This is a genomic window from Rubellimicrobium roseum, from assembly GCF_006152145.1.
GTDB lineage: Bacteria > Pseudomonadota > Alphaproteobacteria > Rhodobacterales > Rhodobacteraceae > Rubellimicrobium > Rubellimicrobium roseum.
Genome location: NZ_VDFV01000035.1, coordinates 13,759 through 40,124 on the forward strand (window position 1 = coordinate 13,759; position 26,366 = coordinate 40,124).

At 70.9% G+C, this 26,366-nt stretch carries 28 protein-coding genes; 10 read left to right on the plus strand and 18 right to left on the minus strand.

Annotated elements, in window-relative coordinates; genetic code table 11:
• Positions 1-142 precede the first annotated feature (142 nt).
• The 9 genes from FHG71_RS17035 to FHG71_RS17075 all read right to left on the minus strand — a co-directional run bounded on the left by FHG71_RS17035 (position 143) and on the right by FHG71_RS17075 (position 4,854).
• Positions 143-538 (minus strand): carboxymuconolactone decarboxylase family protein, encoded by a 396-nt coding sequence (locus tag FHG71_RS17035; protein ID WP_139082902.1) that lies wholly within the window; start codon positions 536-538, stop codon positions 143-145.
• Positions 538-1,350 (minus strand): cyclase family protein, encoded by an 813-nt coding sequence (locus FHG71_RS17040; protein ID WP_139082903.1) that lies wholly within the window; start codon positions 1,348-1,350, stop codon positions 538-540. The genes FHG71_RS17035 and FHG71_RS17040 overlap by 1 nt, the downstream gene beginning before the upstream one ends.
• An 82-nt stretch (positions 1,351-1,432) precedes the next feature.
• On the minus strand, positions 1,433-1,726 hold the full coding sequence (locus FHG71_RS17045; protein ID WP_139082904.1) for an antifreeze protein: 294 nt from the start codon (positions 1,724-1,726) through the stop codon (positions 1,433-1,435).
• A 97-nt stretch (positions 1,727-1,823) separates the two neighbouring features.
• Complete coding sequence (locus tag FHG71_RS23685) at positions 1,824-2,531, minus strand: hypothetical protein (RefSeq protein ID WP_176559477.1); 708 nt, start codon at positions 2,529-2,531, stop codon at positions 1,824-1,826.
• Position 2,532: 1 nt separating this feature from the next.
• The gene (locus FHG71_RS17055) at positions 2,533-2,898 is read right to left on the minus strand and encodes a lysozyme inhibitor LprI family protein (protein WP_246045493.1); all 366 of its coding nucleotides are present in this window, start codon (positions 2,896-2,898) and stop codon (positions 2,533-2,535) included.
• A complete protein-coding gene (locus FHG71_RS17060) occupies positions 2,895-3,200 on the minus strand; it encodes an urease subunit beta (RefSeq protein ID WP_139082905.1) in 306 nt (101 codons plus the stop codon). Before FHG71_RS17060 ends, FHG71_RS17055 begins: the two co-directional genes overlap by 4 nt.
• Before the next feature lie 12 nt (positions 3,201-3,212).
• Positions 3,213-3,515: an urease subunit gamma gene (locus FHG71_RS17065; protein ID WP_139082906.1), complete on the minus strand. Its 303-nt coding sequence runs from the start codon at positions 3,513-3,515 to the stop codon at positions 3,213-3,215.
• A gap of 1 nt (position 3,516) precedes the next feature.
• Positions 3,517-4,320 (minus strand): urease accessory protein UreD, encoded by an 804-nt coding sequence (locus FHG71_RS17070; RefSeq protein WP_139082907.1) that lies wholly within the window; start codon positions 4,318-4,320, stop codon positions 3,517-3,519.
• A gap of 126 nt (positions 4,321-4,446) precedes the next feature.
• Positions 4,447-4,854, minus strand: a complete 408-nt coding sequence (locus FHG71_RS17075; RefSeq protein ID WP_139082908.1) for a DUF4864 domain-containing protein — start codon at positions 4,852-4,854, stop codon at positions 4,447-4,449.
• Positions 4,855-4,942: 88 nt separating this feature from the next.
• Here FHG71_RS17075 and FHG71_RS17080 point away from each other — a divergent pair, with 88 nt between their 5' ends.
• A complete protein-coding gene (locus FHG71_RS17080; protein ID WP_139082909.1) occupies positions 4,943-5,818 on the plus strand; it encodes a CHAD domain-containing protein in 876 nt (291 codons plus the stop codon).
• 525 nt (positions 5,819-6,343) lie between these two features.
• On the opposite strand, the gene FHG71_RS17085 is transcribed toward FHG71_RS17080, so the two are convergent.
• On the minus strand, positions 6,344-7,915 hold the full coding sequence (locus FHG71_RS17085; protein ID WP_139082910.1) for a lysine--tRNA ligase: 1,572 nt from the start codon (positions 7,913-7,915) through the stop codon (positions 6,344-6,346).
• A gap of 96 nt (positions 7,916-8,011) precedes the next feature.
• On the opposite strand from FHG71_RS17085, the gene FHG71_RS17090 reads away from it, so the two are divergent.
• Together FHG71_RS17090 and FHG71_RS17095 are read left to right on the plus strand one after the other, a co-directional pair.
• On the plus strand, positions 8,012-8,431 hold the full coding sequence (locus FHG71_RS17090; protein WP_139082911.1) for a tellurite resistance TerB family protein: 420 nt from the start codon (positions 8,012-8,014) through the stop codon (positions 8,429-8,431).
• A 123-nt stretch (positions 8,432-8,554) separates the two neighbouring features.
• Positions 8,555-9,472, plus strand: a complete 918-nt coding sequence (locus FHG71_RS17095) for a calcium-binding protein (protein WP_139082912.1) — start codon at positions 8,555-8,557, stop codon at positions 9,470-9,472.
• Positions 9,473-10,015: 543 nt separating this feature from the next.
• On the opposite strand, the gene FHG71_RS17100 is transcribed toward FHG71_RS17095, so the two are convergent.
• From FHG71_RS17100 to FHG71_RS17125, 6 genes are all read right to left on the minus strand, one after another.
• Complete coding sequence (locus tag FHG71_RS17100) at positions 10,016-11,515, minus strand: D-alanyl-D-alanine carboxypeptidase/D-alanyl-D-alanine-endopeptidase (protein WP_139082913.1); 1,500 nt, start codon at positions 11,513-11,515, stop codon at positions 10,016-10,018.
• A 77-nt stretch (positions 11,516-11,592) separates the two neighbouring features.
• Positions 11,593-12,195 carry a nicotinate-nucleotide adenylyltransferase gene (locus FHG71_RS17105; protein ID WP_139082914.1) on the minus strand — a complete coding sequence of 201 codons (603 nt, stop codon included), beginning with the start codon at positions 12,193-12,195 and terminating at the stop codon, positions 11,593-11,595.
• Entirely contained in the window at positions 12,195-13,019 is an 825-nt protein-coding gene (locus FHG71_RS17110; protein WP_139082915.1) for a TolB family protein, read from the minus strand. Before FHG71_RS17110 ends, FHG71_RS17105 begins: the two co-directional genes overlap by 1 nt.
• A gap of 1 nt (position 13,020) precedes the next feature.
• Entirely contained in the window at positions 13,021-14,616 is a 1,596-nt protein-coding gene (locus tag FHG71_RS17115; protein ID WP_139082916.1) for a glycoside hydrolase family 43 protein, read from the minus strand.
• A gap of 1 nt (position 14,617) precedes the next feature.
• Positions 14,618-15,652 (minus strand): L-glyceraldehyde 3-phosphate reductase, encoded by a 1,035-nt coding sequence (gene mgrA, locus FHG71_RS17120; protein WP_139082917.1) that lies wholly within the window; start codon positions 15,650-15,652, stop codon positions 14,618-14,620.
• 73 nt (positions 15,653-15,725) lie between these two features.
• Complete coding sequence (locus tag FHG71_RS17125) at positions 15,726-17,030, minus strand: AI-2E family transporter (RefSeq protein ID WP_246045494.1); 1,305 nt, start codon at positions 17,028-17,030, stop codon at positions 15,726-15,728.
• 148 nt (positions 17,031-17,178) lie between these two features.
• Here FHG71_RS17125 and ettA point away from each other — a divergent pair, with 148 nt between their 5' ends.
• Positions 17,179-18,834 carry an energy-dependent translational throttle protein EttA gene (gene ettA / locus FHG71_RS17130; RefSeq protein WP_139082918.1) on the plus strand — a complete coding sequence of 552 codons (1,656 nt, stop codon included), beginning with the start codon at positions 17,179-17,181 and terminating at the stop codon, positions 18,832-18,834.
• Between the two features lie 757 nt (positions 18,835-19,591).
• Here ettA and FHG71_RS23690 read toward each other — a convergent pair.
• Entirely contained in the window at positions 19,592-19,867 is a 276-nt protein-coding gene (locus FHG71_RS23690) for a hypothetical protein (protein WP_176559478.1), read from the minus strand.
• 330 nt (positions 19,868-20,197) lie between these two features.
• Here FHG71_RS23690 and FHG71_RS17140 point away from each other — a divergent pair, with 330 nt between their 5' ends.
• The 4 genes from FHG71_RS17140 to FHG71_RS17155 all read left to right on the plus strand — a co-directional run bounded on the left by FHG71_RS17140 (position 20,198) and on the right by FHG71_RS17155 (position 22,375).
• Entirely contained in the window at positions 20,198-20,404 is a 207-nt protein-coding gene (locus tag FHG71_RS17140; RefSeq protein ID WP_139082919.1) for a cold-shock protein, read from the plus strand.
• A gap of 329 nt (positions 20,405-20,733) precedes the next feature.
• Positions 20,734-20,937 (plus strand): hypothetical protein, encoded by a 204-nt coding sequence (locus FHG71_RS17145; protein WP_139082920.1) that lies wholly within the window; start codon positions 20,734-20,736, stop codon positions 20,935-20,937.
• A gap of 573 nt (positions 20,938-21,510) precedes the next feature.
• Positions 21,511-21,717 carry a cold-shock protein gene (locus FHG71_RS17150; protein ID WP_139082921.1) on the plus strand — a complete coding sequence of 69 codons (207 nt, stop codon included), beginning with the start codon at positions 21,511-21,513 and terminating at the stop codon, positions 21,715-21,717.
• Positions 21,680-22,375, plus strand: a complete 696-nt coding sequence (locus FHG71_RS17155) for a DUF4329 domain-containing protein (RefSeq protein ID WP_139082922.1) — start codon at positions 21,680-21,682, stop codon at positions 22,373-22,375. The genes FHG71_RS17150 and FHG71_RS17155 overlap by 38 nt, the downstream gene beginning before the upstream one ends.
• Here FHG71_RS17155 and FHG71_RS17160 read toward each other — a convergent pair.
• A complete protein-coding gene (locus tag FHG71_RS17160) occupies positions 22,372-23,052 on the minus strand; it encodes an arylesterase (RefSeq protein ID WP_139082923.1) in 681 nt (226 codons plus the stop codon). The genes FHG71_RS17155 and FHG71_RS17160 overlap by 4 nt on opposite strands.
• Here FHG71_RS17160 and FHG71_RS17165 point away from each other — a divergent pair.
• Both FHG71_RS17165 and FHG71_RS17170 read left to right on the plus strand, forming a co-directional pair.
• Positions 23,051-23,746, plus strand: coding sequence for an ABC transporter ATP-binding protein (locus FHG71_RS17165; protein ID WP_139082924.1), 696 nt, complete (start codon positions 23,051-23,053; stop codon positions 23,744-23,746). The two genes, FHG71_RS17160 and FHG71_RS17165, sit on opposite strands and share 2 nt — an antisense overlap.
• A complete protein-coding gene (locus tag FHG71_RS17170; RefSeq protein ID WP_139082925.1) occupies positions 23,743-26,271 on the plus strand; it encodes an ABC transporter permease in 2,529 nt (842 codons plus the stop codon). The genes FHG71_RS17165 and FHG71_RS17170 overlap by 4 nt, the downstream gene beginning before the upstream one ends.
• The last annotated feature ends 95 nt before the right edge of the window (positions 26,272-26,366 follow it).

Sequence of the window (26,366 nt, forward strand, 5' to 3'; positions counted from 1 at the left end):
TCCTCGGGGGCGCGTGCGGGCCGAGTGACACCCGCCCCACCCCGGTTGCCAAGCCCCGCCACGCCTCGCGCCCGGGACGCCGGGGCCATATGCCCATCCCCGGCGCGGAATGCCCGTTTTCCGGGCACCGCGCGAACGCCCCTCAGGCGCGGAAGCGCTCGTCCACCTCGACCCCCAGCGCGGTAGCGAGAGCGTTGGTCTGCATCGCCAGCGCGATCACCCGCAAGAGCTCTGCGTGCATCTCGGGCGTCATGCCCTTGGACCGCGCCGCCGCCGTGTGGGAATGGACGCAATAGGCGCATCCGTTCACCGTGGACACCGCGACATAGACCAGTTCCTTCACCAAGGGGTCGAGCGCCCCCGGCCCCATCACCGCCTGCGCCCGGTCCCAGACCTCGCGAAGCTGCGCGGGATCGTGCGCCAGAGCCCGCCAGAAGTTGTTGACGTAGTCCGTCTGGCGCTTGGCCCTCAGGTCGTCGAAGACCGCCCGCGCCTCCGGGGCGGCCTCCTCGTCGCCCAGCAGCGGGACCGTCCCCATCAGAGCATCGCCAGCACGCGGGCGGGCCCGCCGGTGCCCTGCGCGTGCTTGGGCGCGCCGATGAAGATCGTGGCCCCGGTCGCCGGCAGCCCGTCGAGCCCCGCGAGGTTCTCGATCCCGAAGCGCCCGCCCGGCAGCCAGGAATTGTGCACCGCGAAATCCGCCGAGTTGCCGGGATCGAGGCTCAGCGTGTCCACCCCGATCGAGGCGGCCCCCCGCTCGGCCAGCAGGTCCGTCGCCGCCTGCGAGAAGCCGGGGAAGGCAAAGGCGCCCTCGGCGTTGGTGCGGAACGAAGGCGTGCCCACCTTGGCCGCCCAGCCCGAGCGCATGGCCACGCAGGCTCCCGCCGGAATCTCGCCGTTCGCGCTGATCCAGGCCTCGATGTCCTCGGGGTCCACGGTGGCGTTGGGGTCCTGCGCCGCCTTCTCCGTGATGTCCACGATGCAGAGCGGCGCCAAAAGCTGCTCGACCGGCAACTGGTCCACGCTCGCCCCGTCGGCGCTGAAGTGGAGCGGCGCGTCGATATGGGTGCCCGAATGCTCCATGATGGTCAGCTTCCAGAGCTGGTAGCCCTGGTCGATCGTCACCGCCCATTCCTTGGCAAGGCCGGGCTGGCCGTCGAAGGTCGGGAAGACCTCGTCGAAGGTGTGCGTCAGGTCCACGATCCGGCCCGTGGCCTGCGCCAGCGCCGGCCGGGCCGACACCAGCCCCGAGGCAACCGACGCCGCCCCCAGCGCCGCCGCGCCGGTGAACAGGTGGCGCCGCGACAGCATCGACCGCTTCACGTTCTCCATCACGCAGGCATGGCACATGGTTCCGCTCTCTCCGGCTGCCGCGCCTCCTCGGGCGCATGGCCGCAGCGAAGCGCGCCCGGCGCCCCTGCGTCAAGCCGGATCAGCGGCGGGGCTTGGTCAGCCGCCGGACGTTCGAGCCGGTGCGCCGGGCGATGGGCCGGATGGCCGCCTGCGCGATCTGGTCCGGGCTGCGCCCCTGCAGCGCCGCCACGCCCGCCGCCATCGCGGCCTCCGCGAAGGCCGGACCCTTCTCCGAGAACATGGTGGCGTTCTCGCCCGCCGCCGCCGGCAGGACGCCCATCATGCCCATGGTGCGCAGCGCGATCACCGTCTGCGCCTGCGCCATCATGGCCCAGAAGTCGAAGGCGGACCGCCACGGTTGGAACGGGTTCATCGTCGGCTTCCCTCACTCACCTGGGCCATGTTCCGTTCCAACGCGGCGCGCGTCCGTCAGGTCCCGAACGAGCCCCCGAAAGGAGGGGGCGTCCCGGTCAGGACGCCGACTTCGGGCGCCCGTTCCGGCGCGACGGCGGCAGGCGGCGGCCCGGACGGGCCGAAACCGACTTGGCCGCCGCGGCGATCTCGGCCGGGGCGGGCGCCTCGGCCTGTTCGAGGATCGGCAGCATCGCCGCCTCGACCAGCCCCGCGGGCGCCGCCTCGGCCAGCACGGCGAGGGGCTCGGCGGGCTCGGCCGGGGCCGGCGGCTCGACCGAGGGGGCCGCCTCGGGCTCGGGCTCGATCGCCGCGAGGATCGCGGCCGGGCTCGCCTCCGACAGGATCTCGGCCGGGATATGTTCGGCCGGGGCCGCCTCGGGCTCCTCCGTCAAGGCCGTCGCGGGCTCTGCGGCCGGCGCCAGGGCTTCGGTCGGCTCCACAGGCTCGGCGGCCAGCGCCTGGTCTTCGGTCGCCTCCAAGGGCTCGACCGGCGGCACGGTGGTCTCGACGACCGGCGGCGCGGCGGCCTCGACCGGAATGACCGCGACCGGCTCGACCGGCGCGGGCGCCTCGGCGCGCGCGAAAGGCACGACCGTCGCCGTCACCACCGCGACGGGCGGCTCGAAGGCCCGCGCCATGGGCTCGGCCCGCCGGACCGCGCGCCGGCGGTTCATGTCCATCATCCGCAAGGTCACCACGGCCGGCGCCTGCGCCATCGCCGCCCAGAAGTCGACGGCGGATTTCCAGGTCTGATACGTGTTCATCTCATCTCTCCGCATAGGCCCTCAGGTCTTCCGTCCGTTGCGCCGTCAGCTCCCTCAGGCACCCGGACCGGATCATCGGCTGGGCCGACCCCCCTTCCCACAGCACGGCCTCCGCCTCGCAGGCGGCGTCGCGAAAGGCGATCCAGGCCCGCTGCGCCGCGCGCAGCGTTTCCTCGCCCCGCGGACCGATGCGCCGCGCCGTGTCCATCGCCACCGCATAGGCGGCATTCAGTTCCTCGTCCGCGGCCACGAAGTCGGCCTGGGCGCATTCGGTCATGTCGGCCTGCGTGACCGCGCGGCTGCAATCCAGCCCCTGCGCGGCCAGCGGCGAGCCCGCCACGGCCAGAAGCGCCCAGAGCCCCCTCACAGGGGGCCTCCGACGCGGCCGTTGAAGCCATGCACCACCCGGTCGCCCGACAGCGGGATCAGCCGCACCTCGCGCCGCTGTCCGGGCTCGAAGCGCACCGCCGTTCCCGCCGCGATGTCGAGCCGGCGCCCGCGCGCCGCGTCGCGGTCGAAGTCCAGCGCCGCGTTGGTCTCGGCGAAGTGGTAGTGCGAGCCCACCTGCACGGGCCGGTCGCCGGTGTTGGCGACCATCAGCACGATGGCCTCGCGCCCCGCGTTCAGCTCCAGGTCGCCCTCGGCGGTCACGATCTCTCCGGGGATCATCGCGCGGACTCCTCAGCGGATCGGGTTGTGGACGGTCACGAGCTTCGTGCCGTCGGGAAAGGTGGCCTCGACCTGGACCTCGGGAATCATCTCGGCCACGCCCTCCATGACCTGCTCGCGGGTGACGACCTGCGCCCCCGCCTCCATCATGTCGGCGACGCTGCGCCCGTCGCGCGCCCCTTCGACCACGGCATCGGTGATCAACGCGATGGCCTCGGGGTGGTTCAGCCTGACACCGCGCGACAGGCGCTTGCGCGCCACCTCGGCGGCCATGGAGATGAGAAGCTTGTCCTTCTCGCGGGGGGTGAGCTGCATTCTAGAGTGTCCATACCTTCGGAAGGGCCGCGCCCGTCAGGCGACAGATGAGGGGCACCAGAGCTGCGCGCAAGGCATAGCCGTCCGGGGCCATGAGTCGCGCGAACAGCACCCCCTCCGCGATGAGCGACGCGCCGCCGCTGCCCGCCAAAAGGGCACGCGCGGCATCCAGATGCGCCTCGGCCGCCGCGCCCGCGAACAGGACCGAGGCCACCGCCCGCGCCCCGCCGCCCACGCCCGGCCGGTCCAGCGTCGCCGCCATGTCGCCGCCCAGCCGCAGCGCGTCCGCGAAGACGAGCCGCCCGTCGCGCCGCACCTCCCATCGGTCCAGGAGCCGCCCCTCGCGCACCTGCTCGCCGCGCGCGAGCCGCCCGAACAGCAGGGGCTCCACCAGCAGCGCCGTCGCCGTGGGGGCAAGGTCCATGACCAGCTTCCGCTCCAGCCGCGCCCCGTCGAACAGGATCGTCTCCTGCGGCAACCAGTCGATCCGCGCGCCGTCCTCGGCGACCAGCCGCGACTCGACCCGCGCGGGGGGATCGCCCGCCGCGCGATAGGCCCGCTCGGCCGCCTGCGTGGTCAGCCGCATTTGCGCCCCCGCCCGGGCCGTGGCCGTCAGCCGCATCGCGTCGCCCGAGGTCAGCCCCCCGGCGGTGTTGAGCGTCACCACGTCCAGCGCCGGCCCCGCCCCCCGCGGGAACAGGGCCTTGAGCGAGCCCTGCTGGCGCAGGTCCCCCAGCCGCGTCACGCCCCCCGCGACCTTGGCCGAGACGACGACTTCGCCCCGCGCCCGGGGGGGCTGGGACATGGGTCGCGGCAGGGTCAGGGCATCCGGGGCGTCCATGCCCGCACTATGCCGCCCCGATTCTCCCATGGCGAGCGCTGCATCGCAGCATGACGGCATTCGGCGGAAATCCCCGCCGAAAAGCCACAGTCAAGCGGCGAGCTCGGGCGCGGGCAGCACGATCACGCCATTGATCCGCCAGCCCTCGGGCAGCTCGACCATCTCGTAGTCCAGCAGCCAGCCGCGCCCCTCGGCGTCCTCGACCAGCACGGTCTGCCGCAGCGCGCCCGACTCCTCGCGCAGCTCCAGGAACCGCGCCTCCGAGTTCGTCCAGACCATCGGATAGCCCTGCTCGACCATGCGGCCGAAATTCTCGGGGCTCTCGAAGATCTCCTGGATCGTCGGGCTCGCGTGCTCCCAGGCGCCGGGCACGTCGCGGGCGTTGAAATCCGAAAGCTGGTCGCGGATCACCTCCGCGATGGCGGCGCGGTCGGCGTCGTCCTGCGCCGGCGCGGCCAGCGGCAGGGCGATCAGGCACAGGGTGGGCAGAAGGCGCATGGCATCGGTCCTCCGGTCGGGGTTCTCCCTTGCAAGATACGGAACAGCGCGCCGATAAGTTTCGCCACGAAGAAAGAGGAAGCGAACCATGCCCTATGCGATCACCCCCGAGGACGCGAGCGTGGAGGCCGCGCTCCGCCGCGTCGCGCAGGAGGAGGCCCGCCACGCCCTCGGGATGGTGCGCGCCACGGGCGACCTGGGCCCGCGCGTCCACGAGATGCGCAAGAGCGTCAAGAAGCTCCGGGGCCTGCTGCGCCTCGTCCGCCCGGTCTTCGCCGACGCGGCGGCCGAGAACGCGGTGCTGCGGGACGCGGGGCGGGGCCTGTCGGGGCTGCGCGACGCCGCCGTGCAGCTCTCCACCGCCGAAGGCCTGAGCGCGGGCCTGCCCGAGGACCGGCGCGAGGCTCTCCTCGCCCCCTTCCGCGAGGCGGCCGCCCATCACGACGCCCGCGCGGCCGAGGACCTCCTGCCCCCCTTCGCCGCCACGATGGATGCGCTCGTGCTGCGGACCGAGGGCTGGCACCTCCGGCGCGAGGGCTGGGACGCCATCGAGCCCGGCCTCCAGGCCACCTGGACGGCCGCGCGCCGCGCCATGGCCGCCGCGCGCGAGAATCCCGATCCAGACGCGCTCCACGAATGGAGGAAGCGCGTCAAGGACCACTGGTACCAGGCGCGTCTCCTCAAGCCCATCTGGCCCGCGATGATGGAGCCCCACATCGCCGCCGCCGACGACCTGGGCGAATGGCTGGGCCTCGTGAACGACCTCGCGGTGTTCCGCGACCGGATCGAGGCCGCCTCCCTGCCGCCCGCCCTCCGGTCCGAGGCCCAGGATCTCGCCACGCTGCGGCACGCCGAGCTGATGGCGCGGGCCGTGCCGCAGGGCCGGCGGCTTCTGGCCGGAAAGGCCGACGCGCTGACCGCGCGCTGGAGCGTCTGGTGGCGTCGCCGGCACGACCCGGCCTGATCCGCCACGCCCCGGCCGAAGGCCTCGGAACCCGTCCAAACCGACACGCCCCCGAGGCTTGATTGTTTACGCTGCGTCAACAATGACGTAGGATTCCCGGCGTGGCGTCGTCGTTGGCAGGTGTAAGGGGTGGATTCATAGGGGCTCTGCGGACTGGTGACGCCACACCGCCGCCCGTGCCCCTCAGGCGGTCTCTCCCGGGGTTCTGCCTCTCACCCGGCGCACGGGCCCCGCTGAGCCCGACCACGTCCCGGCGACCGGCTCCACCCGGCCCGTCATCCGCGTCCTCGCGATAGCCGCGCCGCCGCCCTCCACCGCCGGTCCGGGCGGCGGGCGGGGCTCATCGCGCGGGTGGCACCGGCCACGACAGCCCACGCTCACGCCCCGGCGACCCTTGCAATCGCCGCGCTCCTGGCCCGGAGCGCGATCACCCACCGGCTCTTATCCCGGTCGGAACCGGCCCGCCAGCCCCGGGAACGGCCTCGGCCAGAACCCGCAGGTGGGACGATGGCCGGGCCGCCGGCCTCAGCCCGCCGCCGCGAGCCGCTCCTCGATCAGCCGCACCGTCTCGTCGACCCCGTAGAGCGCGACGAAGCCACCGAAGCGCGGCCCCTCGGCCGCCCCCAGCAGCACCTCGTAGAGCGCCTTGAACCAGTCGCGCAGCGGCTGGAACCCGTGCTCGTTGCCTACCGCGTAGACGACCGTCTGCAAGGCCTCGGGGTCCTGCTCGCCCGCGTGGGCCCGCAGCCGCGCCGCCAGATCCTCCATCGCCGCCCGCTCCCTGTCGGTGGGCGCGCGGAACTGGCGCGTGGGCTTCACGTGGTTCTGGAAGTAGCGCACGGCATATCCGGCGGCCGCGTCCAGCCCCGGATGCGTCTCGGGGCTCGCCTCGGGGGCGTAGCGGCGCAGGTACTTCCACAGCGCCGCCCTGTCCTCGGCCCCCGCCACGCTGGCGAGGTTCAGGAGCATCGCGAAGGGCACCACCATGTCCGACGCGGGCGGCTGGCCCCCATGGATGTGCCACACCGCGTTGGACAACTGCTGCTCGGGCGTCTGCGTGGGATAGCCGCGCAGGGACTGGTGGTACTCGTCCACGTTCTTCGGGATCACGTCCCAGTGCAGCCGCTTCGCCGTCTTGGGCTTCTGGAACATGAAGTAGGACAGCGACTCGGTCGCCGCGTAGTCCAGCCACTCGTCGATGGTCAGCCCGTTGCCCTTGGACTTGGAGATCTTGCCCCCCTCCTCGTCCAAGAACAGCTCGTAGACCATGTGGTTGGGCGCACGTCCCCCCAGCACCTCGCAGATGCCGTCATAGATCGGCGTGTTAGTGCTGTGGTCCTTCCCGTACATCTCGAAGTCCACGCCCAGCGCCGCCCAGCGCGCGCCAAAGTCGGGCTTCCACTGCAGCTTCACGTGCCCGCCCGTCACCGGCAGCGTCCACTCCCGCCCCGAGCCGTCGTCGAACGTGATCGTCCCGTCCTGGGCGTTCACTTCCTTCAGCGGCACATAGAGCACCCGCCCCGTCTCCGGATGGATCGGCAGGAAGCAGGAATAGGTCTGCTGCCGCTCCTCGCGCAGCGACTTCAGCATGATCGCCATGATCGCGTCATAGCGCTCGGCCGCCAGCCGCAGCGTGTCGTCGAACTGCCCCGACCGGTAGAAGTCGGTGGCCGAGACGAACTCGTACTGGAACCCGAACGTGTCCAGGAACCGCCGCAGCATGGCGTTGTTGTGGTGCCCGAAGCTCTCGTGCGTCCCGAACGGGTCCGGCACCGTGGTCAGCGGCTGCTGGAGGTGCAGCCGCAGCATCTCGGCGTTGGGCACGTTGTCCGGCACCTTCCGCATCCCGTCGAGGTCGTCCGAGAACACCACGAGCCGCGTCGGCCTGTCCGAGATCACCTCGAAGGCCCGCCGGATCATCGTCGTGCGCAGCACCTCCCCGAAGGTGCCGATATGCGGCAGCCCCGACGGCCCGTAGCCCGTCTCGAACAGCACATGGTCCTTCGCGGGTCCCTTCTCCACCCGTTTCAGCAGGGCGCGGGCCTCCTCGAAGGGCCAGGCCTTCGACGTCATCGCCGCGTCGCGAAGGGATGCCATGGTGCGCGCCTTTCCTTGGGGATGGACCGGGGGCCTCCCTATTGCGGGGCCCTTGCCCCGTCAATAAAGCTGGCCCCATCCCAAGGAAGAGCCGCCATGCCCGAGACGACCATCCTTTCCCCGCAGGACGCCCTCGTGGCCCTCATGCTCGCCGTGTCCGCCGCCGACGGCACCGTGCGCACGGCCGAGCTGGTGCAGATCTCCAACCTCGTGGAGAACCTGCCCGCCTTCGCCGACTACGACGGCGCGCGCCTGCAGGAGATGGGCCCCCTGGTCATGGGCATCATGGACCGCGAGGACGGGCTCGACCGCCTGTTCGAGATGGTGCGCCGCTACCTGCCCGAGCGGCTGTGGGAGACGGCCTACGCCTTCGCCTGCGACGTGGCCGCCGCCGATGGCCGCATCACCGGCCCCGAGGCCGAGATGCTCGACGCCATCCGCGAGGAGCTGTCCCTCGACCGCCTCCACGCCGCCGCCATCGAGCGGGGGGCGCGGGCGCGCTACCAGCGGGTGTAAGGACGCGCTGCCCAACCCGTTAACTATTTGATAACACTTCTTCCCTGAAACGCCCCGGCGCAACCACGATCTCGCCATGGGGTTCCCCGATCTCCGCAGGGCCACTCAATCGCGGAGGTCACGATGGCAAAGGTCTGGGCGAACAGCGCCTTCAATTTCGACAAGTACAACCTGGCCGCGTTCATCGAGGATCACGATGCCAACGGGGTGGAGCGGCGTTTCGACTTCCCCACCACGGTCCACGGCGTCACCTATGACAGCCGCTACGACTTCACCTACTACGGCGGCACCGTCACCATCGCCGGCGACGACCTCCTGTTCATCGATGAAGGGGAATACGAGGACAACCCGATCGTCGAGGGTACCGTCAGGGCGCTCGCCGGGCCGGTCACGGGCGACGGCTCGAACGCCAACACCGGCTTCGAAGGCCTCTCCGTCCCCCTGATGGATCTGTTCATGTCGGCCTTCGGTCAGACCGACCAGCTGCGCGCGCTCCTGGGCCGCGAGCTGTCGGGCGCCGACCGGTTCGACCTGTCCTCCTCCGCCGACCTCGCGCGCGGCTTCGGCGGCAACGACGTGATGAACGGCAAGGGCGGCTCCGACCGTCTCTTCGGCGACGCGGGCGACGACAAGCTGTTCGGCGGCGCGGGCGCGGACCGGCTCATGGCCGGCAAGGGCAAGGACCTCCTCGTGGGCGCGGCGGGCAAGGACGTCCTGATCGGCGGCACCGACTCGGCCGCGGACACCTTCGATTTCAACTCCCGGTCCGACAGCGGCACCGGCACCGCCCGCGACGTCATCCAGAACTTCACCACCAAGGCCGACGACATCGACCTGCGCGACATCGACGCCCGCGGGGGCACCGACCCGGACGACGCCTTCGCCTGGCACAACCAGACGGCGGCCAAGAACGCGGTCTGGTGGACCAAGGCCGGCGACGACGTCGTCCTCCACGCCGACGTGACGGGCGACGCCAAGGCCGACTTCCAGATCATGCTGGACGGCGTCTCGTCCCTGGGGCAGGGCGACGTCCTCCTCTGACGGCGACCGGCCTCCGGAACCGGGTTCCGGGGGCCACGCCCACCCTTGCGCCACGCCGCCCAAGGTGTTGCGCGAACCGGCGGGGGACCGTTCGGTACTGTCAGAAATCGTTAACCCCTGGCGCGCATCCTGGGCCGGACACCGCCCCACGCGAGCCCGCCCATGGACCCCGACACCGCCCTCCGCGACCCCCTGCGCCTGCCTTTCGCCCGGCGCCAGCCTCTCCACCGCCTGCACGCCCATCTCGACGCCCTGAGCGCGGGCCGCGCCGACGCCCGCGCGCTCGCCGCCGGCGCCTTCCTCCGCGCCCTCGCGCTCGCCGCCTCCCCCTGCACGGACAAGGCGCTGGCCACCGGGGTCGCGCAGGAGATGGACGGCTTCACCGCCGCCTATCTCTCGCTGGACTGGTTCGACGCCCCCGCCGCGCCCGCCCGCCCCCTGCTGCCCGCCTGGGCGCGCCGCGCGGCCCTCGACGCCATGCTCCCGCCCGAGCACCGGCGCGACCGCCCCCTGCCACCGCTCCGGCCCGCGCCGGACGCCGCCTCACACGGTCAGGAGTCCCCAGCGCTGCAGCAACTCCTGCTGGAGCCGGCGCGACCGTTGCAGGAAGTCGCGGCTCCCGGCCGGGATCTCGTCGTCCGCGTCGGCGGCCGCCCGCGCCTCCAGGTCGGCCGAGAAGTAGGCGAAGACCAGATCGCCCCCCGCCTGCGCCCGCGCATACCCCGCGAGCGCGGAGACGAAGTTCAGCGTCCCCGTCTTGGCCCGCACCAGGGCCGGGGGCAGCGGCAGCGCCTCGCCATTCGCCCCGGTGAGCGGGATGTCCTTGAGAAGGGGCCGCAGCCGCTCCATCACCCCGCGCGAGGCGAGCGCGAGCGCCATCTCGGAGGCCGCGACCCGGCTCCCGCTCCCCAGCCCCGAATGGTCCAGGAGCCGGGTTTGCGCGCCCGTGGCGCCGCGCAGCCAGCGGTTCATGGCGTCGGCCGACTCGGCCAAGGTCGCGGGCGACAGCCCCCGCGCCCGGCTGGCCGCCAAGCCCACGACCTCGGCCGTCAGGTTGGTGGAATGCAGGAGCATCTCCCGCAGGATCTCGGACAGGGGGGCGCTCTCGATCCGCGCGATCTCGACCGTGCCCTCGGGCAGCGCCGCGATCCGGCGCGGCGCGGGCAGCGCGATCCCCTGCTCGTTCGCCAGCCGCAGGAAGGCCTGCCCGGCATAGACGGCGGGGCTGCGCACCGGCAGCCAGCGGCTCCCGCCGTCCCCGAGCTGCCCCCGCGCCACGGTCCAGAGATCGGCCTCGCCCGCCGCGGTGTAGGTGTAGACGGGGAGGGAGCGGTCGGCGACGCGCATCTGCGCGATGGTCACGTCGGGGCGGTGGTCGTCGCCCAGCGCCTCCATCCGCACCCGGTACTCCTCGCCCGCGCGCTCCCAGCCGAACCAGACGCGGTTGAAGTTGAGGTTCAGCCCCGACACGGACGGGTTGTAGTCGAGATGCGGCATCTGCTCGGCCGAGATTTCGCGGATCTCCGGCAGCGCCCCGCCCCAGACGCGGAAGGCCCCCACCTCGCGCACCCCCGCCGCCGCGAGCTGCATGGCGAGCTCCGCCAGCCGGTCGGTGGACAGCGTCGGGTCCCCGCCCCCCGCGAGGATCAGGTCCCCCTCGATCCGCCCGTCCACCACCGGCGCCGTGGCGAGAAGCCGGGTCGCGAAGCGGTGCTCCCCGCCCAGGGCGTCCAGCGCATAGAGCGCCGTCAGCGCCTTGGCGACCGAGGCCGGGGGCCGCATCGTCCCGGCGTCATGGGCGGCGACCAGCGTCCCGTCGTCCACGTCGACCAGCGCGACCGAGACCTTTCCGTCCATCCCCGCCGCGCGGACGAGCGCGTCGAGCTCCACCCGCGCCTCGGGCCGCCTCCCCGACGGGGGCTGGATGGGCTCGGGCGCGGGCCGGGCCTGGGGGCGCACCAGCGGCGCCTGCGCCCAGGCCATCCCGGCCAGCGCCGAGACGCCTCCCGCCAGCAACCCCCGCCGCGTCCATTCCCTGCCCATGCCTGCCTCCGAACCGATTCCGGCCGGACCCTAGTCGCGCGCCCGGCGCCCGCAAGGCCCGGCCGGTCAAGCCCGCGTCAGCCGGACCAGCCGCCCCGGGCCCGGATCGCCGTCGAGGACAGCGGGCTCAGCGCATGGTCCAGCGCCACCCAGGCCGGGGGCGCGCGCCGCTTCAGCTGCCGCGCGTCGCGCTCGTTGAGCTGGGCCGGACGGAAGGCGCGGGCGGCGGGCGCGAAGCGGGCCCGGAGCCGCGCCCCGGGCCGGGCCATCACCGCGACCGGCACCGTGCCCATGATCCGCCGCCAGTCGCGCCAGCGATGGAACTGGGCAAGGTTGTCCGACCCCATGATCCAGACGAAGGTGACCTGTGGATACCGCGCCCGCAGCCGCGCCAGCGTCTCGGCGGTGAAGCGCGTGCCCAGCCGCGCCTCCAGATCAGTGACCTTCACGCGGGGATTGCGCACCAGCGCCCGCGCCGCCGCGATGCGCTTCCCGAGCGGCGCGGGCCCGCGCGCCTTGAGCGGGTTGCCCGGGCTCACCAGCCACCAGACCCAGTCGAGCCCCAGCCGCCGCATCGCCTCGTCGCTGATGCGCACATGGCCCTCGTGGGGCGGGTCGAACGATCCCCCCAGAAGCCCCACGACCTGCCCGGGACCTGCGAAGGGCGCGCCCGGTCCCATCAGGGCACGAACCGCATGAAGGCGAAGCGGCGGGAGTCGGGCGCCCAGCAAGGCACGTTGATCGTCCCCTGCCCGCCGAAGAGCCGCACCACCTCGCGACCCTCGCCCCCGTCGGCCGGCATCAACCGCAGGGCCACGTCGAGGTTGGCCGGATGTCCCTTGGTCCCCGGCGGGTAGGCGAGGTAGAGCACCTGAGCCCCGTCCGGCGAGGGATGCGGGAACCAGTCCACGGTGTCGCCGTCCGTCATCCGCTCGCGCCCCGATCCGTCGGGCCGGATGCGCCACAGGTCCACGTGGCCGTCCTTCTCCCCGTTGAACCAGATCCACCGGCCGTCCGGCGTGTAGTCCGGCCCGTCGATGTGGTCGAAGTCGTCGGCCAGGCAGACCTCGTCCGACCCGTCCAGAGCGCAGGTGTAGAGCGAGACTGGTCCGCCCTCGCGCCGCACGCCGACATAGGCGAGCCGCCCCCCGTCCGGCGACCATCCGTGCCACCAGGACGGCACTTCGGCCGTCACCAGCCGGGGCTCCCCGCCCTCGAGCGGCATCAGGTAGATGCAGGACTTCCGGTTCGAGTCATGCGCCGATATGGCCAGCGTCTGCCCGTCGGGCGAGATCCCGTGATCGTTGTTGAGCCCCCCGACCGAGCCCGTGTGCACCGGCTCCAGCCGTGGCGCATCGAGAGGCACGCGAAAGAGCCGCCGGTCGCCGTTCACGAGGAGGAACCCATCGGGATGCCAGTTCGGCGCCTCGATGATTCCCTCATGCGTGAGCAGGATGGAAGTCTCGCCTGTCCCCAGGTCGTGAATGCAAAGCTCGCTTCTCATCTCATTCTCCCGGCCAGTAGCCGAAGCGGGCGAAGCGGGCCTCGCGCCCCTGCCCCGTCAGGTCCATGGCGAACATCCCCACGAAGGCGCCAGTGAAGGAGCCATGCTCGCCCCGCCCGCCCTCGTCCGAGATCACGGCCGCGTCCAGATCGGGCCCGATCGAGGTCCAGTCGCCCCCGCCCTGCCGCCAGAGGAACCGCTGCGTGGCCCCGCGGACCTCGACGCGCATCTCCACCGGCCCCGGCCCGACCGGCACGGGCTCGGCCGGATAGGACAGTCGACCTTCCGGCCAGTCGCCGGGGCAGCTCGCCACCACCAGCGCCGGTCCCCCGCCCTCCTGCGTGAGCCAGAGCGCATGGCACTTGTGCCGGTTGTAGTAGGTCACGAGCCCCGCCGCCTGCTGGTAGGATGCGGGATCGAACTCCACCGACGTCTCGACGTCGTAGGCGTGATGCTCCTGCCGCCGCGCGACCAGCGCCTGCTCGAACCAGCTTCCCAGCGACTCCCGCCCGATCAACACCAGCGCGTCGCCCTCGCAGCGGAAAATGCGCTCGGGCTGCGGCGTGCGCAGCCACTGGAACTCGGGCGGCAGCGCGTCCCATTGCTCCCGCATCACCGGCACGGGCGGCGCGGGCTCGGCCTCGACCGGGCTGGGCACCTCGACGCGCGGCACGGTCCCACCTCCGGCCAGCCAGAGCCAGCCGTCGCGCCAGACGACCTCCTCCAAGCCCGTCTCGCGGCCCAGCGGACAGAAGCGCCCCGTCCCGTCCGGCCCCGCGATGGGCCGCCCCATCAGGAACGAATGGTAGTGCCGCCCCCAGTGGGTCTCGACGTATTGCCCGTGCCCCGTCCGCTGGATCGGCCCGTCCACCCCCTTGGTGGTGATGACGTGCTTCCCGGGATGAACCTCGTAGGGCCCGCGGATCTCGCGCGCCCGCGCCATGGTCACGGCGTGGTCGTAGCCCGTGCCCCCCTCGGCGGTGGTGAGGTAGTACCACCCCTCCCGCTTGAAGAGATGCGGCGCCTCCGTCAGCCCCCGGTCGGTCCCGGCGAAGATGTTCGTGACCTCGCCCACCAGCCCCCGCTCGGGCGACCATTCCTGCAGCAGGATGCCGTCGAACCGGTCGTTCGCCAGGTTGCAGCCCGACCCTGCCCCCCGGTGGTTCCAACGCATCTGCACGAACCACTTCCGCCCGTCCGCGTCGTGGAACAGCGATGGGTCGAAACCCGAAGCGTTCACGAACCAAGGGTCACGCCATTCACCCTCCACCGTGTCGCAGCAGGTGACGTAGTTGCGCGCGTCCTTGAAGCTGCCGTCCAGGCGCTTCACGTCCGTGTAGACCAGCCAGAAGCGCTCGCCGTCGTGGGACAGCGCCGGGGCCCAGATGCCGCAGGAATCCGGGTCCCCCCGCATGTCCAGCAGCGCCGCCCGGTTCAGCGGCCTTGCGACCAGCCGCCAGTTCACCAGGTCGCGCGAATGGTGGATCTGCACCCCCGGGTACCACTCGAAGGTCGAGGTCGCGAGATAGTAGTCCTCGCCCACGCGGCAGAAGGACGGGTCCGGGTTGAAGCCCGGCAGGACGGGATTGCGGATCACCTCACATCACCGTCTCGGAGGATCTCGCCCACAGGTTCACGTCCTCCTCGCGCGCGAAGCGGTCGATCTCGGCCAGCTCCTCGGGCGTGAAATCGAGGTTCTCCACCGCCTTCGCGCAGTCCTCGACCTGAGAGGGCCGCGACGCGCCGATCAGCGCCGAGGTGATGCCGCCGCCGCGCAGCACCCAGGCCAGCGCCATCTGCGCCAGCGTCTGCCCGCGCCGCTGCGCAATGGCGTCGAGGTTGCGCAGGTTCTCGATCACACCCGGCGCCAGCATCTTCGGGTTGAGGCTCTTGCCCTGCATGGCCCGGCTGTCCTCGGGCATGCCGTTGAGGTACTTGGCCGTCAGCATCCCCTGCGCGAGCGGCGTGAAGGCGATGGAGCCCACGCCCAGCTCGGCCAGCGCGTCCTTGAGCCCGTCCCGCTCCACCCAGCGGTTCAGCATGTTGTAGCTGGGCTGGTGGATGAGGAGCGGCGTGCCGAGGTCCTTCAGGATCGCCACCGCCTCGCGCGTGCGCTGGCTGTTGTAGCTGGACAGGCCCACGTACAGCGCCTTCCCCGACCGCACGATCTGATCGAGCGCGCCCATGGTCTCCTCCAGGGGCGTGTCGGGGTCGAAGCGGTGCGAATAGAAGATGTCGACGTAGTCGAGCCCCATTCGCTTGAGCGACTGGTCGCAGGAGGCGATGAGGCTCTTGCGGCTGCCCCATTCCCCATAGGGCCCCTCCCACATCAGGTACCCGGCCTTGGACGAGATGACGAGCTGGTCGCGCAGTCCCGCGAAATCCGTCCGCAGGATCTCGCCGAAGGCCTCCTCGGCGCTGCCGGGCGGCGGACCGTAGTTGTTGGCCAGGTCGAAATGCGTGATCCCGCAGTCGAAGGCCGTGCGCAGGATGTCGCGCTTCACCTGATGGGGCGTGTCATGCCCGAAGTTGTGCCACAGCCCCAGCGAGATCGCGGGCAGCTTCAGCCCGGACCGGCCGCAGCGGTTGTAGATCATGCGGGAATAGCGGTCCTCGCGCGGGCGATAGGTCATTGGCGGCGTCCTCCTCACGTCGGCGCGAGATGGCCACAGCCCCGCGCCGACGTCCAGCCTTCCGCAGCTGGGGCTACTCGGCCAAAAGCGGCGTCACGCGCTCCTCGCCCGGCGCAACGGTCGGCGGGCTCTCGTGCCGCGCCTCGGCCTGGGTGCGGAACGGGGCGCTTTCCAGCGCCGGGCCGGTGGTGGCCTTGTTGGGCACCTCGTCGGGCTTGGTCGCAGGGTCGCCCGACAGGAAGCTGCCCAGGATCTGAAGGCTTTCCACGTTGTCGCAGACCGCCTTGACCACCACCAGGAAGGGCACCGCCAGGATCGCTCCCGGCACGCCCCAGAGCCAGGTCCAGAAGGCCACCATGATGAGCTGGCTCACCTGGTTCAGTTCCAGCCGCCGCCCCACGATCACCGGCGTCACGATCTGGCTTTCCAGCGCCGACAGCGCGATCACCGCCACGGGGGGCAGCGCCGCCGCCCAGAGACTGTCGTAGGTCACCAGCGCCACCGCCCCGACCAGCCCGACGGTCAGGATATTGCCCACGAAGGGGATGTAGTTGAGCAGGAACCCCAGCATGCCCCAGAGCACCGCCATCGGCATCCCGAGCGCCCAGGTCGCCAGCCCGATCGACATGCCCAGCAGCAGGTTGATGAGCGTGATGGAGCCCAGGTAACGTGAGATCTGCCGCTCCACGTCGCGGATGATGGTCAGGGCCTTCTTCTTGTCCTTGAGCCGCGGCGCCGCCTCGACGATGCGCCGGTGATAGAAGTCGCCCGAGGCGAGCAGGAAGGCCGCCAGCACCAGCGCCGCCCCCACCGCGCCCCCCGCCGAAGCGAGGCTCGAGGCCACGTAGCCCACGACACCGCCCGTCTGGTCCTCCTCGACCACGGCCACGACCTGCTCGTTGGCCACGCCGTCGCCGTCGGCATCGACCACGGCGCCAGTCTCCTCGCCCGTCACCGCCCCGGCCTGCTCGGCGATGTCGCGCCAGCGGTCCAGGAGGCCCGCGAGCTTCGCCTGGATCTCATCCATCATGAGCGGCACGTCGGCCACCATGGTCTGGACCGGTCCCGACAGGAAATAGCCCCCGATCACCAGGGCCAGAGCCAGGACGACCATCAGCGCGACCGAGGTCACCGGCGGCGGGATCCGCAGCCGCTCGCCCCAGCGGATCACCGGCAGCATCGTCAGCGTCAGCACGACGGCCAGCACGATGGGCAGCAGCACGTCGCGCGCGAAGTAGACCGCCGTGAACAGCGCCAGCAGGAAGGACATCATCAGGTAGCGCCGGATGCTCCGAAGCTCCACATGGCTGTCCTCGGCGACCTCGAGCTGCTGCTCCTCGACGTCGTCCTCGACCTTGTCGGTCAGCCTCTCGGCCATGCGCGCGCTCCCCCAGGACCTTCCGGTGAACCCGCGCGAGCATCACCGGGTTCCAGCCGCGAAGGGGGGCCGCGCCGGTTGTCCCGGAGCGGGGGCTTGGATAAGGAGGGGGCCAAATCCGGAAACGCCAGACCCCAGGAGCGCCCCCATGGCCAGCTACCAGTATGTCTACCACATGGACCAGGTCTCCAAGACCTATCCGGGCGGCAAGAAGGTTTTCGAGAACATCCGCCTCAACTTCCTCCCCGGCGTGAAGATCGGCGTCGTGGGCGTCAACGGCGCGGGCAAATCCTCGCTCTTGCGGATCATGGCGGGCATCGACAAGGACTTCCAGGGCGAGGCCTGGGCCGCCGAGGGCGCCAAGGTCGGCTACCTGTCGCAGGAGCCCTGGCTCGACGACCAGCTCAACGTCCGCGGCAACGTGATGGAGGGGGTCAAGGCCAAGCAGGCGGTCCTCGACCGCTACAACGAGCTCGCGATGGACTACTCCGACGAGACCGCCGACGAGATGGCGCGCCTCCAGGACCAGATCGACGCCGAGGGCCTGTGGGACCTCGACGCGCGCGTAGACATCGCCATGGAGGCGCTGCGCTGCCCGCCGGACGACGCCGACGTGACCTCGCTCTCGGGCGGCGAGCGGCGCCGCGTGGCGCTCTGCAAGCTTCTCCTCGAAGCCCCCGACATGCTGCTCCTCGACGAGCCCACCAACCACCTCGACGCCGAGACCATCGCCTGGCTCCAGAACCACCTGATCGAGTACAAGGGCACGATCCTCTGCGTGACCCACGACCGTTACTTCCTCGACGACATCACCACCTGGATCCTGGAGCTCGACCGCGGCCGCGGCGTCCCCTACGAGGGCAACTACTCCGCCTGGCTCGAGCAGAAGGCCAAGCGCCTCCTGCAGGAGGCCCGCGAGGACAAGGCCAAGCAGAAGACGCTCGAGCGCGAGCTGGAATGGATTCGCCAGGGCGCCAAGGCCCGGCAGGCCAAGCAGAAGGCGCGGATCAACAAGTACAACGAGATGGCCAACACCTCCGAGAAGGAGCGCATCGCCACCGCGCAGATCATCATCCCCAACGGCCCGCGCCTGGGGGGCAAGGTGATCGAGGTCGAGAACCTCAAGAAGCACATGGGCGACAAGCTCCTGATCGAGGACCTGAGTTTCTCGATCCCGCCGGGCGCCATCGTGGGCGTCATCGGCCCCAACGGCGCGGGCAAGACGACGCTCTTCCGGATGCTGACGGGCCAGGAGCAGCCCGACGAGGGCACCGTGGAATTCGGCGACACGGTCAAGCTCGCCTACGTGGACCAGAGCCGCGACGCGCTCAACCCCGACCACAACGTCTGGGAGGAGATCTCCGGCGGGGCCGAGATCATCGCGCTGGGCGACGCCACGGTGAACAGCCGCGTCTATTGCGGGGCCTTCAACTTCAAGGGCACCGACCAGCAGAAGAAGGTGGGCATCCTCTCCGGGGGCGAGCGCAACCGCGTCCACATGGCCAAGCTCCTCAAGTCCGGCGGCAACGTCCTCCTCCTCGACGAGCCGACCAACGACCTCGACGTGGAGACGCTGCGGGCGCTCGAGGACGCGCTGATGGACTTCGCGGGCTGCGCGGTGGTGATCTCGCACGACCGCTTCTTTCTCGACCGCATCTGCACGCACATCCTGGCCTTCGAGGGCGACGCGCACGTGGAGTTCTTCCAGGGCGACTTCACCGCCTACGAGGAGGACAAGAAGCGCCGCCTCGGCGTCGACGCGCTGGAGCCGAAGCGGCCGAAGTTCAAGAAGTTCGTGAGGTGAGGGGTGGATTGGACAGCAATTAGCGTTGCTGCAATCACTGGGCTTCTGACTGGGGGAGCGGCCAGCTTGGCCGCTCCCTGGGCAAACTGGGGCGTTGAAGAACGAAAGTCAATTCGCTGCTCTAGGATAGAACTTATTGCGGCTGCTCGCACAAAGTTATCTGCTGGGTCGTCGCGTCAATTTACAACGACGTCGGAATATTCACGGCTTCGATCATATTTGAAGCCTGAACTTGTTAAGAACCTAGAGAGCGGCCGCATGATTAAGTTTACGCCTCCTGGCAGAGATGATGCAGACGACACCGGTTTTCGGATCGACATTCTAGACGAGCTTGCCCGGATCGAACGAGACTGGAAGCTGATATGATATCGCCTAAAGACGGTTCTTAAATAAACGTCTGCGTTCGACCTCATCAACGGAGTAGAGAAGCTCAGACCGTCTCCAGTGCGTGAACCCTGGTGGCGCCGAAAACCACACACCATACGGGTCTCTCCGCTGAAAGGAAGGGTATAGTCACCCTTCCGGCTTGGCGACCAGCCCATGCTTGACAGGATCGAGCCAGCAGCACAGGACGCAGGCGGCCAGCTTTTCCGCGTTCCTGATATAACGTTCTCAGAACCGCCACGCCCCATATGACTGGAACGTCGCATCTCGGCAAAAAGCCTATGAGCGAAGCGCGACACGGAGCAATGCTAGCGACGTTTCTTTCACTCAGCGTGAAGATAGCACCTTTAATCCGGATCGAATGGGCGCCCCCTCACGCCTTCTTCCGCGCCTTCGCCTTCTTCTTCGGCTCCAGCGCCGCCGCGATGGCCGCCGCATTGGCCTCCTCGGCCTCCTTCGCCATCCGCGCCTCGCGCAGCTTCGCGACCTGGGCATTCCGCTTCTCGGTCTGCGCGTCCGTCATCTCGCGGGCGACGCGCGTCGTCTCGGCGGCGCGAACCTCGGCCGGGGTGCGCGTCGTCGCCAGACGGGTCTTGGACGAGCTTGCGGCGGGTCGGGTCGTCGTGGCGTCGGTCTTGGTCGTGTCCATCGGGGGCCCTCGCACTGGTTCGGAATCCTCGGCCCGGCGCCTCCGGGGGCCGCCGCGCCTCATGCCTCGAAATGGCCCGCGTGACCGGCCTTGCGAGGGGACAGGATCTGAAATCGCGCAAGTCCCGGGCAAGGATGGGATTTTCCCCGTCGCTCCGATCTTCTTCGCCCCCTGCCCTTGCAATATGGCCTCTTGAGGGCCATATTCGGAAGGCGAACGTTACTCTCCTTCGATCACTGTCTCCCTCTGCGGCTTCAGTTTCTTCGTTGCGACACTGACCGAGCCGGGCTGCCGCACGCTGCGGGCAGCGATCTGACAGGAGACATCACGATGGCCACCGGCACCGTGAAATGGTTCAACGCCACCAAGGGCTTCGGCTTCATCGCCCCCGATGGCGGCAAGAAGGACGTGTTCGTCCACATCTCCGCCGTCGAGCGGGCGGGCCTGACGGGCCTCAAGGACAACCAGAAGGTCACCTTCGACATCGAATCCGGCCGCGACGGCCGCGAATCGGCGACCAACCTCCAGCTCGCCTGAGCTGACGACGGGCCGGCCGCCCCACGGCGGCCGCCCAGCCTTCGGGCCCCCTGCGTCCCCCCGGCCACAGGGCCGCGCCGGACGCACCCCCTCTCCCATGATCGATGGACGGAACGGCCGCAGGTCCCTAGCCTTGCCGCCAACTGGTCGCCGCGCCCGGCCGTCGCGGTGCGTCCGCCGAACCGGCTTGCCAAGGCCACGCCGCCGGACCGATTGGGTCAGCTTTCCGTTCCCTTTGCCACATCTCCCCGATCGGGACAGGAATAAACCACATAAAAGACGCATTCGAGGTCTGAACTGGAGTAGTTAATAACACGGGAGGATGAGCGATGGGTTTCGTGCTGCTGGCGACGATCCTGGGCTTCGTGGAGGCGGCGGTCGTGCTGCTCCTCGGATCCGGTTGGCTCGTGGCTCTCGGGGTATGGACCTTCGGCGGAACGGCCTCGGCGGCGGCGCTTCTGATGCTCGCCCGGCTGCGCGCCCCGTCCCGCGCGATCTCCATCGAAAGCCTGCTGCCCCGCGGCCTAGCCTGAGTCCCGCCCCGGTCTGTCGCGATGGGAGGCGCGACAGACCGGGGCGGCGACCCGCAGGACCAACCTACCGCCCTGGCCGAGGCCCGACACCCCCTCTGAGGCTTGCGGCATCGGCGCCTGCCGACGGCACACCGCGGTTCCGCGCAGCACCCGATCTTCCCCCTTGGGCTCCCGGCGCCACTTTCTCAGGGGACCGCGCGACCGCGCCAGCCCGTCCCAATCCTTCCCGTCACGACCTCAAGCCACGATTCCGGCCCGTGCCGCGCAATGGCCCCGGCCTCGGCGTGGCGTCGCCCTTCTGTTGCCGCTTTTCTCGCGTCATGGTTGCACCTGAAAGCACGGCCAAAGGCCGGCACGAGGGACAGCGACAGCGACGGGCCGGGGTACCCTTGGGCGCGACCCGGCCCGTTCGCCTCAACGAAACTCTTGCAACGAATCAGCGGCGCTGTCATCGTCGTCATTGCGACGTTACCTCCATCGACCACTGTCTCCGTTACGGCCCAGGGCATCGATAAGCGCTGACGAGCCGGTCCGCTGCATCCCGCGAGCGGAATGTTACTAATGGAGACTGGGATGCCCACTGGCACCGTCAAATGGTTCAACACCACCAAGGGTTACGGCTTCATCGCCCCCGAAGGCGGCAAGAAGGACGTGTTCGTTCACATCTCCGCTGTCGAGCGGTCGGGCCTCACCGGCCTCAAGGACAACCAGAAGGTCCAGTTCGACATCGAGAACGGCCGCGATGGCCGCGAGTCGGCCGTCAACCTGTCGCTGGCCTGACGCCCTGACGCGCGGGGCGCTCCTCACGCGCCTCGCCGCGCTCTCGACGCTGGCGCTGGCGGCCCTTGCCGCCTGCGCCCCCCCTCCGCCGCCCGCCCCCACCGGCCCGCGCGGCACCTACGAAGGTCCCGGCCGCGTGCTGGCGACCTCGCCCCGCGCCCAGCGCCCCCCGGTCGTCGAATCCACCGCCACGGGGATCGAACGCGCCTATGTCACGGCGATCCTGTCCGACCTCCAGCAGCGCTCCTTCGCCCAGAACCGTGAGTTCTGCGGCTACATCGGGCTCGACCCCGTCGACCGCTGGATGACCACCCCCGTCATGGCCGGGACCGAGGCCTCCTGCCCCCTGCCCACGATCCCGTCGGGGATGCGCGTGGTGGCCTCGTTCCACACGCATTCGACCTACAGCCCCTACTACGCCTCCGAATGGCCCACCACGCAGGACGTGGCCACCGACGCCGCCGACGACATCGACGGCTACATCGCCACGCCGGGGGGCCGGCTCTGGCACGTGGACACTGACACGATGACCGTGCGCCAGCTCTGCGGGCGGGGCTGCCTGCCGCAGGACCCCGCCTACGTGGCCGCCGACGACGGGCCGCTGCGCCCCGTCATGACCTACGGCGACCTCCTCGCCTGGGAGCGCTCGCCCTTCTAGGCTCCGGCCTGTTCGGCCAGTTCCACCACACGCGGCCCCAGCCGGTCGACGATCCGCTCCACGCCCGCCGCGTTCGGGTGGATGCCGTCAGGCTGCATAAACTCCCGCTGCGCCGCGGCCAGGTTGCCCCCCGCACGCAGGGCGGCGAAGAAATCGGGCTCCACGAGCGTCTCGAACTCGGCCGCGAGATCGGGATACATCGCGTCGAAGGCCTGCTCGTAGTCCGGCCCGTATTGTCCGCTCGCGTCGATCCCCACCAGCAGCACCGGCAAGTCGCGCGCCCGCGCCGCCTCCAGGATGGCCCGCAGGTTCGCCCGGCTCACTTCCGGGTCGATCCCCCGCAGGAAGTCGTTGCCCCCGAGCTGCACGATCAGCGCGTCCGCGTCCTCGCCCAGCGACCAGTCCACGCGCGACAGCCCCCCCGCCGTGGTGTCGCCCGACACGCCCGCGTTCTGCACCGCGATCCCCGCGCTGGCCTCGTCCAGCCAAGCCTGGAGCCGCGCCACGAACCCGTCCTCCTGCGCCAGCCCGTAACCCGCCGTCAGGCTGTCGCCCAGCGCCACCACCGTCACCGGCTCCTGCGCGAGCGCGGGCGAAGCGAGCAGCATTGAGAGCATCAGGTTGCGGATGCGGCGCAGGCCCCCATATGCCAAGCGGACCGCGAAAGGAGCTTCCATGCCCGACCCCGCCCTGTCGCTCACCGACGTGCGGCTCACGCTGCGCGGCAACGCCGGCCTCGTGGACATCCTGCGCGGCATCACGCTGGAGATAGCGGCGGGCGAAAGCGTGGGGCTCGTGGGGCCGTCGGGCTCGGGCAAGTCGTCTCTCCTCATGCTCATGGGCGGGCTCGAACGCGCCACCGGGGGCGAGGTCCGGGCTCTGGGCCAGGACCTCACGCGGATGGACGAGGATGCCCTCGCCCGCTTCCGCCGCGACAACATGGGCGTGGTGTTCCAGAGTTTCCACCTGATCCCGACGATGACCGCGCTGGAGAACGTGGCGACCCCGCTGGAGCTGGCGGGGAGCCGCGACGCCTTTCCCCGCGCGCGGGCGCAACTCGATGCCGTGGGCCTGTCGCAGCGCGCCGACCACTACCCCGCGCAGATGTCAGGGGGCGAGCAGCAGCGCGTGGCCCTTGCCCGCGCCTTGGTAGGCCGCCCGCGCCTCCTGCTCGCCGACGAGCCCACGGGCAACCTCGACGAATCGAACGGCCGCGCGATCGTCGACCTCCTCTTCGGCCTGTCCGAGCAGGCGGGCGCGACGCTGGTCCTCGTGACGCACGACGAACGGCTCGCCCGCCGCTGCGACCGGGTGATCCGCCTGCGTGACGGTCGCCTTGATGACTCCCGCCGGGCCGAGGCCGCCGAATGACCGCCGCCCGCCTCGCCTGGCGCGAGCTGCGCGGCGGCCTCAAGGGCGGCCTGCGCGGCTTCCGCATCTTCCTTCTCTGCCTCATGCTCGGCGTCGCAGCCATCGCCGCCGTGGGCTCGGTCCGCACGGCCATCGAGACGGGGCTGGAGCGGGAAGGCGCCCGCCTCCTCGGCGGCGACGCCGAGGCCGAGCTGACCTACCGCTTCGCCACCCCCGAAGAGCGCGCTTGGCTGGAGGCCACCGGCACCCGCGTCTCCGAAGTCGTGGACTTCCGCTCCCTCGCCGTCGCGGACCCCGAGGGCCGCGCCGAGCGCGCCCTCACGCAAGTCAAGGCAGTTGACGACCTCTATCCGCTGATCGGCGAGGTCGAGTTGGACCCGCCCATGCCCCTGTCGCAGGCCCTCGACGGCGGCACCCTCCCCGGCCTCGTCATGGAGCGCGTGCTCGCGGACCGCCTCGCGCTCGCGGTGGGCGACACGGTGCGCCTCGGCGCGCAGGACTTCACCCTCACGGCGATCCTCGCGCGCTTCCCAGACAACTCGACGGCCGGCTTCGGTCTCGGCCCCAAGACCATCGTGCGCACCTCCGCGTTGGCCGACTCCGGCCTTCTCGCCGAAGGCACGCTCTTCAACACGCTCTACCGCCTCGACCTGCCCCCGACCGCCGACCTCGACGCGCTGGCGCAGGAGGCCGAGTCCCTCTGGCAGGACCAGGGGATGCGCTGGCGCGACGCGCGCGACGGCGCGGGCGGCACCCAGGAGGTGGTGGAGCGCCTGGGCCGCTTCCTCGTCCTCGTCGGGCTCTCGGGCCTCGCCGTGGGCGGCGTCGGCGTCTCGGCCGCTGTGGGCGCCTATCTCTCGGCCAAGGCCGAGGTCATCGCCACCCTCCGCACGCTCGGCGCCTCCCGCGCCACGATCTTCGCCAGCTACTTCCTCCAGGTCGGCGCTCTGGGCCTCGTGGGCGTCGCGCTGGGCCTCGCCCTCGGCGCGGGCCTCCCCCTCCTCCTCGCCCCCTGGATCGAGGCGCAGCTTCCCGTCCCCGCCGTCTTCGCCCTCTACTGGGTGCCGCTGGGCGAGGCCGCACTCTACGGCATCCTCGCCATGCTCCTGTTCACGCTCTGGCCGCTGGCGCGGGCGGGCGATGTCCGCGCGGCCACCCTGTTCCGCGACGCGCTGGCAGGGGGTCCGCGCCTGCCCCGCCTGCCCTACCTCCTCGCCACGGCCCTTGTCCTCGCGGTCCTGCTCGCCACGGCCTCGCTCTTCCAGGGCAACGTGGGCCTGACCCTCTGGACCGCCGCGGGCATCGCGGGGGCGCTCCTTCTTCTCGTGCTGGCCGCGACCATCGCGCGTCACCTCGCCCGCCGCCTGTCGGGCCGCGCGCGGGGCCGCCCGGCGCTGCGCCTCGCGCTCGGCTCCATCGGCAGCCGGGGCGGCGAGGCCTTGCCCGTGGTCCTGTCCCTCGGCCTCGGCCTCTCGGTGCTGGCCACCGTGGGCCAGATCGACGGCAACCTGCGCCGCGCCATCACCGGCGACCTGCCGGAGGTCGCGCCCTCCTACTTCGTCGTGGACATCCAGCCTGACCAGATCGAGAGCCTGCGCCAGCGCCTCGATGCCAACGGGGGCGTGGAGCGGGTCGAGGCCGCGCCCATGCTCCGCGGCCTGATCTCCCGCATCAACGGCGTCCCGGCCGAGGAATATGCGGGCGGGCACTGGGTCCTGCAGGGCGATCGCGGCATCACCTATTCGGCCACCCCGCCACCCGGCACAACGATCACGGCCGGCGAGTGGTGGCCCGAGGACTACCAGGGCCCGCCCCTCGTCTCGGTCGCCGCCGAGGAAGGGGGCGAACTCGGCCTCCAGCTTGGCGACACGATCACCGTGAACGTGCTGGGCCGCGACATCGAGGCGTCCATCGCCAGCTTCCGCGAGGTCGATTTCCGGAGCGCTGGCATCGGCTTCATCTTGTCCTTCAACCCCTCGGCGCTGCAGGGCGCGCCCCATAGCTGGATCGCCACCATCTACGCCACCGAGGAGGCCGAAGCCCCCCTCCTGCGCGAGCTGGCCGAGGCCTATCCGAACATCACCGCCATCCGCATCCGCGACGCCGTGGACGAGGCGCAGCGCATCATCGAGGGCGTGGCCTCCGCCATCCGCGTGGCGGCTCTGGCGACGCTCGCCACGGGCTTCCTCGTCCTCCTGGGCGCGGCGGCGGCGGGCGAACGCGCCCGCGCCTGGGAGGCCGCGATCCTCAAGACCCTCGGCGCGCAACGCCCGCTGATCCTGCGCAGCTTCGCGCTCCGCGCCGCTCTCCTGGGCCTTGCCGCCGGGATCGTGGCGCTCGGCGCGGGGCTCCTCGGAGCCTGGGCGGTGATGACCTTCGTGATGGACGGCGATTTCCAGGTCGTCTGGCCCAACGCGCTGGCCATCATCGGCGGCGGCACGCTGGCCACGCTCCTCACGGGGCTTCTCTTCGCGCTCCGACCTCTTGCCGTGCGCCCCGCCCGCGTCTTGCGCGCGCGTGAGTGACGCTGCGGAACCCGCCGATCCGTGCTAGGGCTTGTTGACGTTTGAGGATTCCCTAGCTGGTCGGCGAGTGATTCAAGGTTGCCAAACGGGAGGCG

Excerpts from the sequence above, each read along its gene's own strand:
- FHG71_RS17035 (WP_139082902.1), bottom strand. The coding sequence starts at position 538 with ATGGGGACGGTCCCGCTGCTGGGCGACGAGGAGGCCGCCCCGGAGGCG.
- FHG71_RS17040 (WP_139082903.1), bottom strand. The coding sequence starts at position 1,350 with ATGTGCCATGCCTGCGTGATGGAGAACGTGAAGCGGTCGATGCTGTCG.
- FHG71_RS17045 (WP_139082904.1), bottom strand. The coding sequence starts at position 1,726 with ATGAACCCGTTCCAACCGTGGCGGTCCGCCTTCGACTTCTGGGCCATG.
- FHG71_RS23685 (WP_176559477.1), bottom strand. The coding sequence starts at position 2,531 with ATGAACACGTATCAGACCTGGAAATCCGCCGTCGACTTCTGGGCGGCG.
- FHG71_RS17060 (WP_139082905.1), bottom strand. The coding sequence starts at position 3,200 with ATGATCCCCGGAGAGATCGTGACCGCCGAGGGCGACCTGGAGCTGAAC.
- FHG71_RS17065 (WP_139082906.1), bottom strand. The coding sequence starts at position 3,515 with ATGCAGCTCACCCCCCGCGAGAAGGACAAGCTTCTCATCTCCATGGCC.
- FHG71_RS17070 (WP_139082907.1), bottom strand. The coding sequence starts at position 4,320 with ATGTCCCAGCCCCCCCGGGCGCGGGGCGAAGTCGTCGTCTCGGCCAAG.
- FHG71_RS17075 (WP_139082908.1), bottom strand. The coding sequence starts at position 4,854 with ATGCGCCTTCTGCCCACCCTGTGCCTGATCGCCCTGCCGCTGGCCGCG.
- FHG71_RS17080 (WP_139082909.1), top strand. The coding sequence starts at position 4,943 with ATGCCCTATGCGATCACCCCCGAGGACGCGAGCGTGGAGGCCGCGCTC.
- FHG71_RS17085 (WP_139082910.1), bottom strand. The coding sequence starts at position 7,915 with ATGGCATCCCTTCGCGACGCGGCGATGACGTCGAAGGCCTGGCCCTTC.
- FHG71_RS17090 (WP_139082911.1), top strand. The coding sequence starts at position 8,012 with ATGCCCGAGACGACCATCCTTTCCCCGCAGGACGCCCTCGTGGCCCTC.
- FHG71_RS17095 (WP_139082912.1), top strand. The coding sequence starts at position 8,555 with ATGGCAAAGGTCTGGGCGAACAGCGCCTTCAATTTCGACAAGTACAAC.
- FHG71_RS17100 (WP_139082913.1), bottom strand. The coding sequence starts at position 11,515 with ATGGGCAGGGAATGGACGCGGCGGGGGTTGCTGGCGGGAGGCGTCTCG.
- FHG71_RS17105 (WP_139082914.1), bottom strand. The coding sequence starts at position 12,195 with ATGGGACCGGGCGCGCCCTTCGCAGGTCCCGGGCAGGTCGTGGGGCTT.
- FHG71_RS17110 (WP_139082915.1), bottom strand. The coding sequence starts at position 13,019 with ATGAGAAGCGAGCTTTGCATTCACGACCTGGGGACAGGCGAGACTTCC.
- mgrA (WP_139082917.1), bottom strand. The coding sequence starts at position 15,652 with ATGACCTATCGCCCGCGCGAGGACCGCTATTCCCGCATGATCTACAAC.
- FHG71_RS17125 (WP_246045494.1), bottom strand. The coding sequence starts at position 17,030 with ATGGCCGAGAGGCTGACCGACAAGGTCGAGGACGACGTCGAGGAGCAG.
- ettA (WP_139082918.1), top strand. The coding sequence starts at position 17,179 with ATGGCCAGCTACCAGTATGTCTACCACATGGACCAGGTCTCCAAGACC.
- FHG71_RS23690 (WP_176559478.1), bottom strand. The coding sequence starts at position 19,867 with ATGGACACGACCAAGACCGACGCCACGACGACCCGACCCGCCGCAAGC.
- FHG71_RS17140 (WP_139082919.1), top strand. The coding sequence starts at position 20,198 with ATGGCCACCGGCACCGTGAAATGGTTCAACGCCACCAAGGGCTTCGGC.
- FHG71_RS17145 (WP_139082920.1), top strand. The coding sequence starts at position 20,734 with ATGGGTTTCGTGCTGCTGGCGACGATCCTGGGCTTCGTGGAGGCGGCG.
- FHG71_RS17150 (WP_139082921.1), top strand. The coding sequence starts at position 21,511 with ATGCCCACTGGCACCGTCAAATGGTTCAACACCACCAAGGGTTACGGC.
- FHG71_RS17155 (WP_139082922.1), top strand. The coding sequence starts at position 21,680 with ATGGCCGCGAGTCGGCCGTCAACCTGTCGCTGGCCTGACGCCCTGACG.
- FHG71_RS17165 (WP_139082924.1), top strand. The coding sequence starts at position 23,051 with ATGCCCGACCCCGCCCTGTCGCTCACCGACGTGCGGCTCACGCTGCGC.
- FHG71_RS17160 (WP_139082923.1), bottom strand. The coding sequence starts at position 23,052 with ATGGAAGCTCCTTTCGCGGTCCGCTTGGCATATGGGGGCCTGCGCCGC.
- FHG71_RS17170 (WP_139082925.1), top strand. The coding sequence starts at position 23,743 with ATGACCGCCGCCCGCCTCGCCTGGCGCGAGCTGCGCGGCGGCCTCAAG.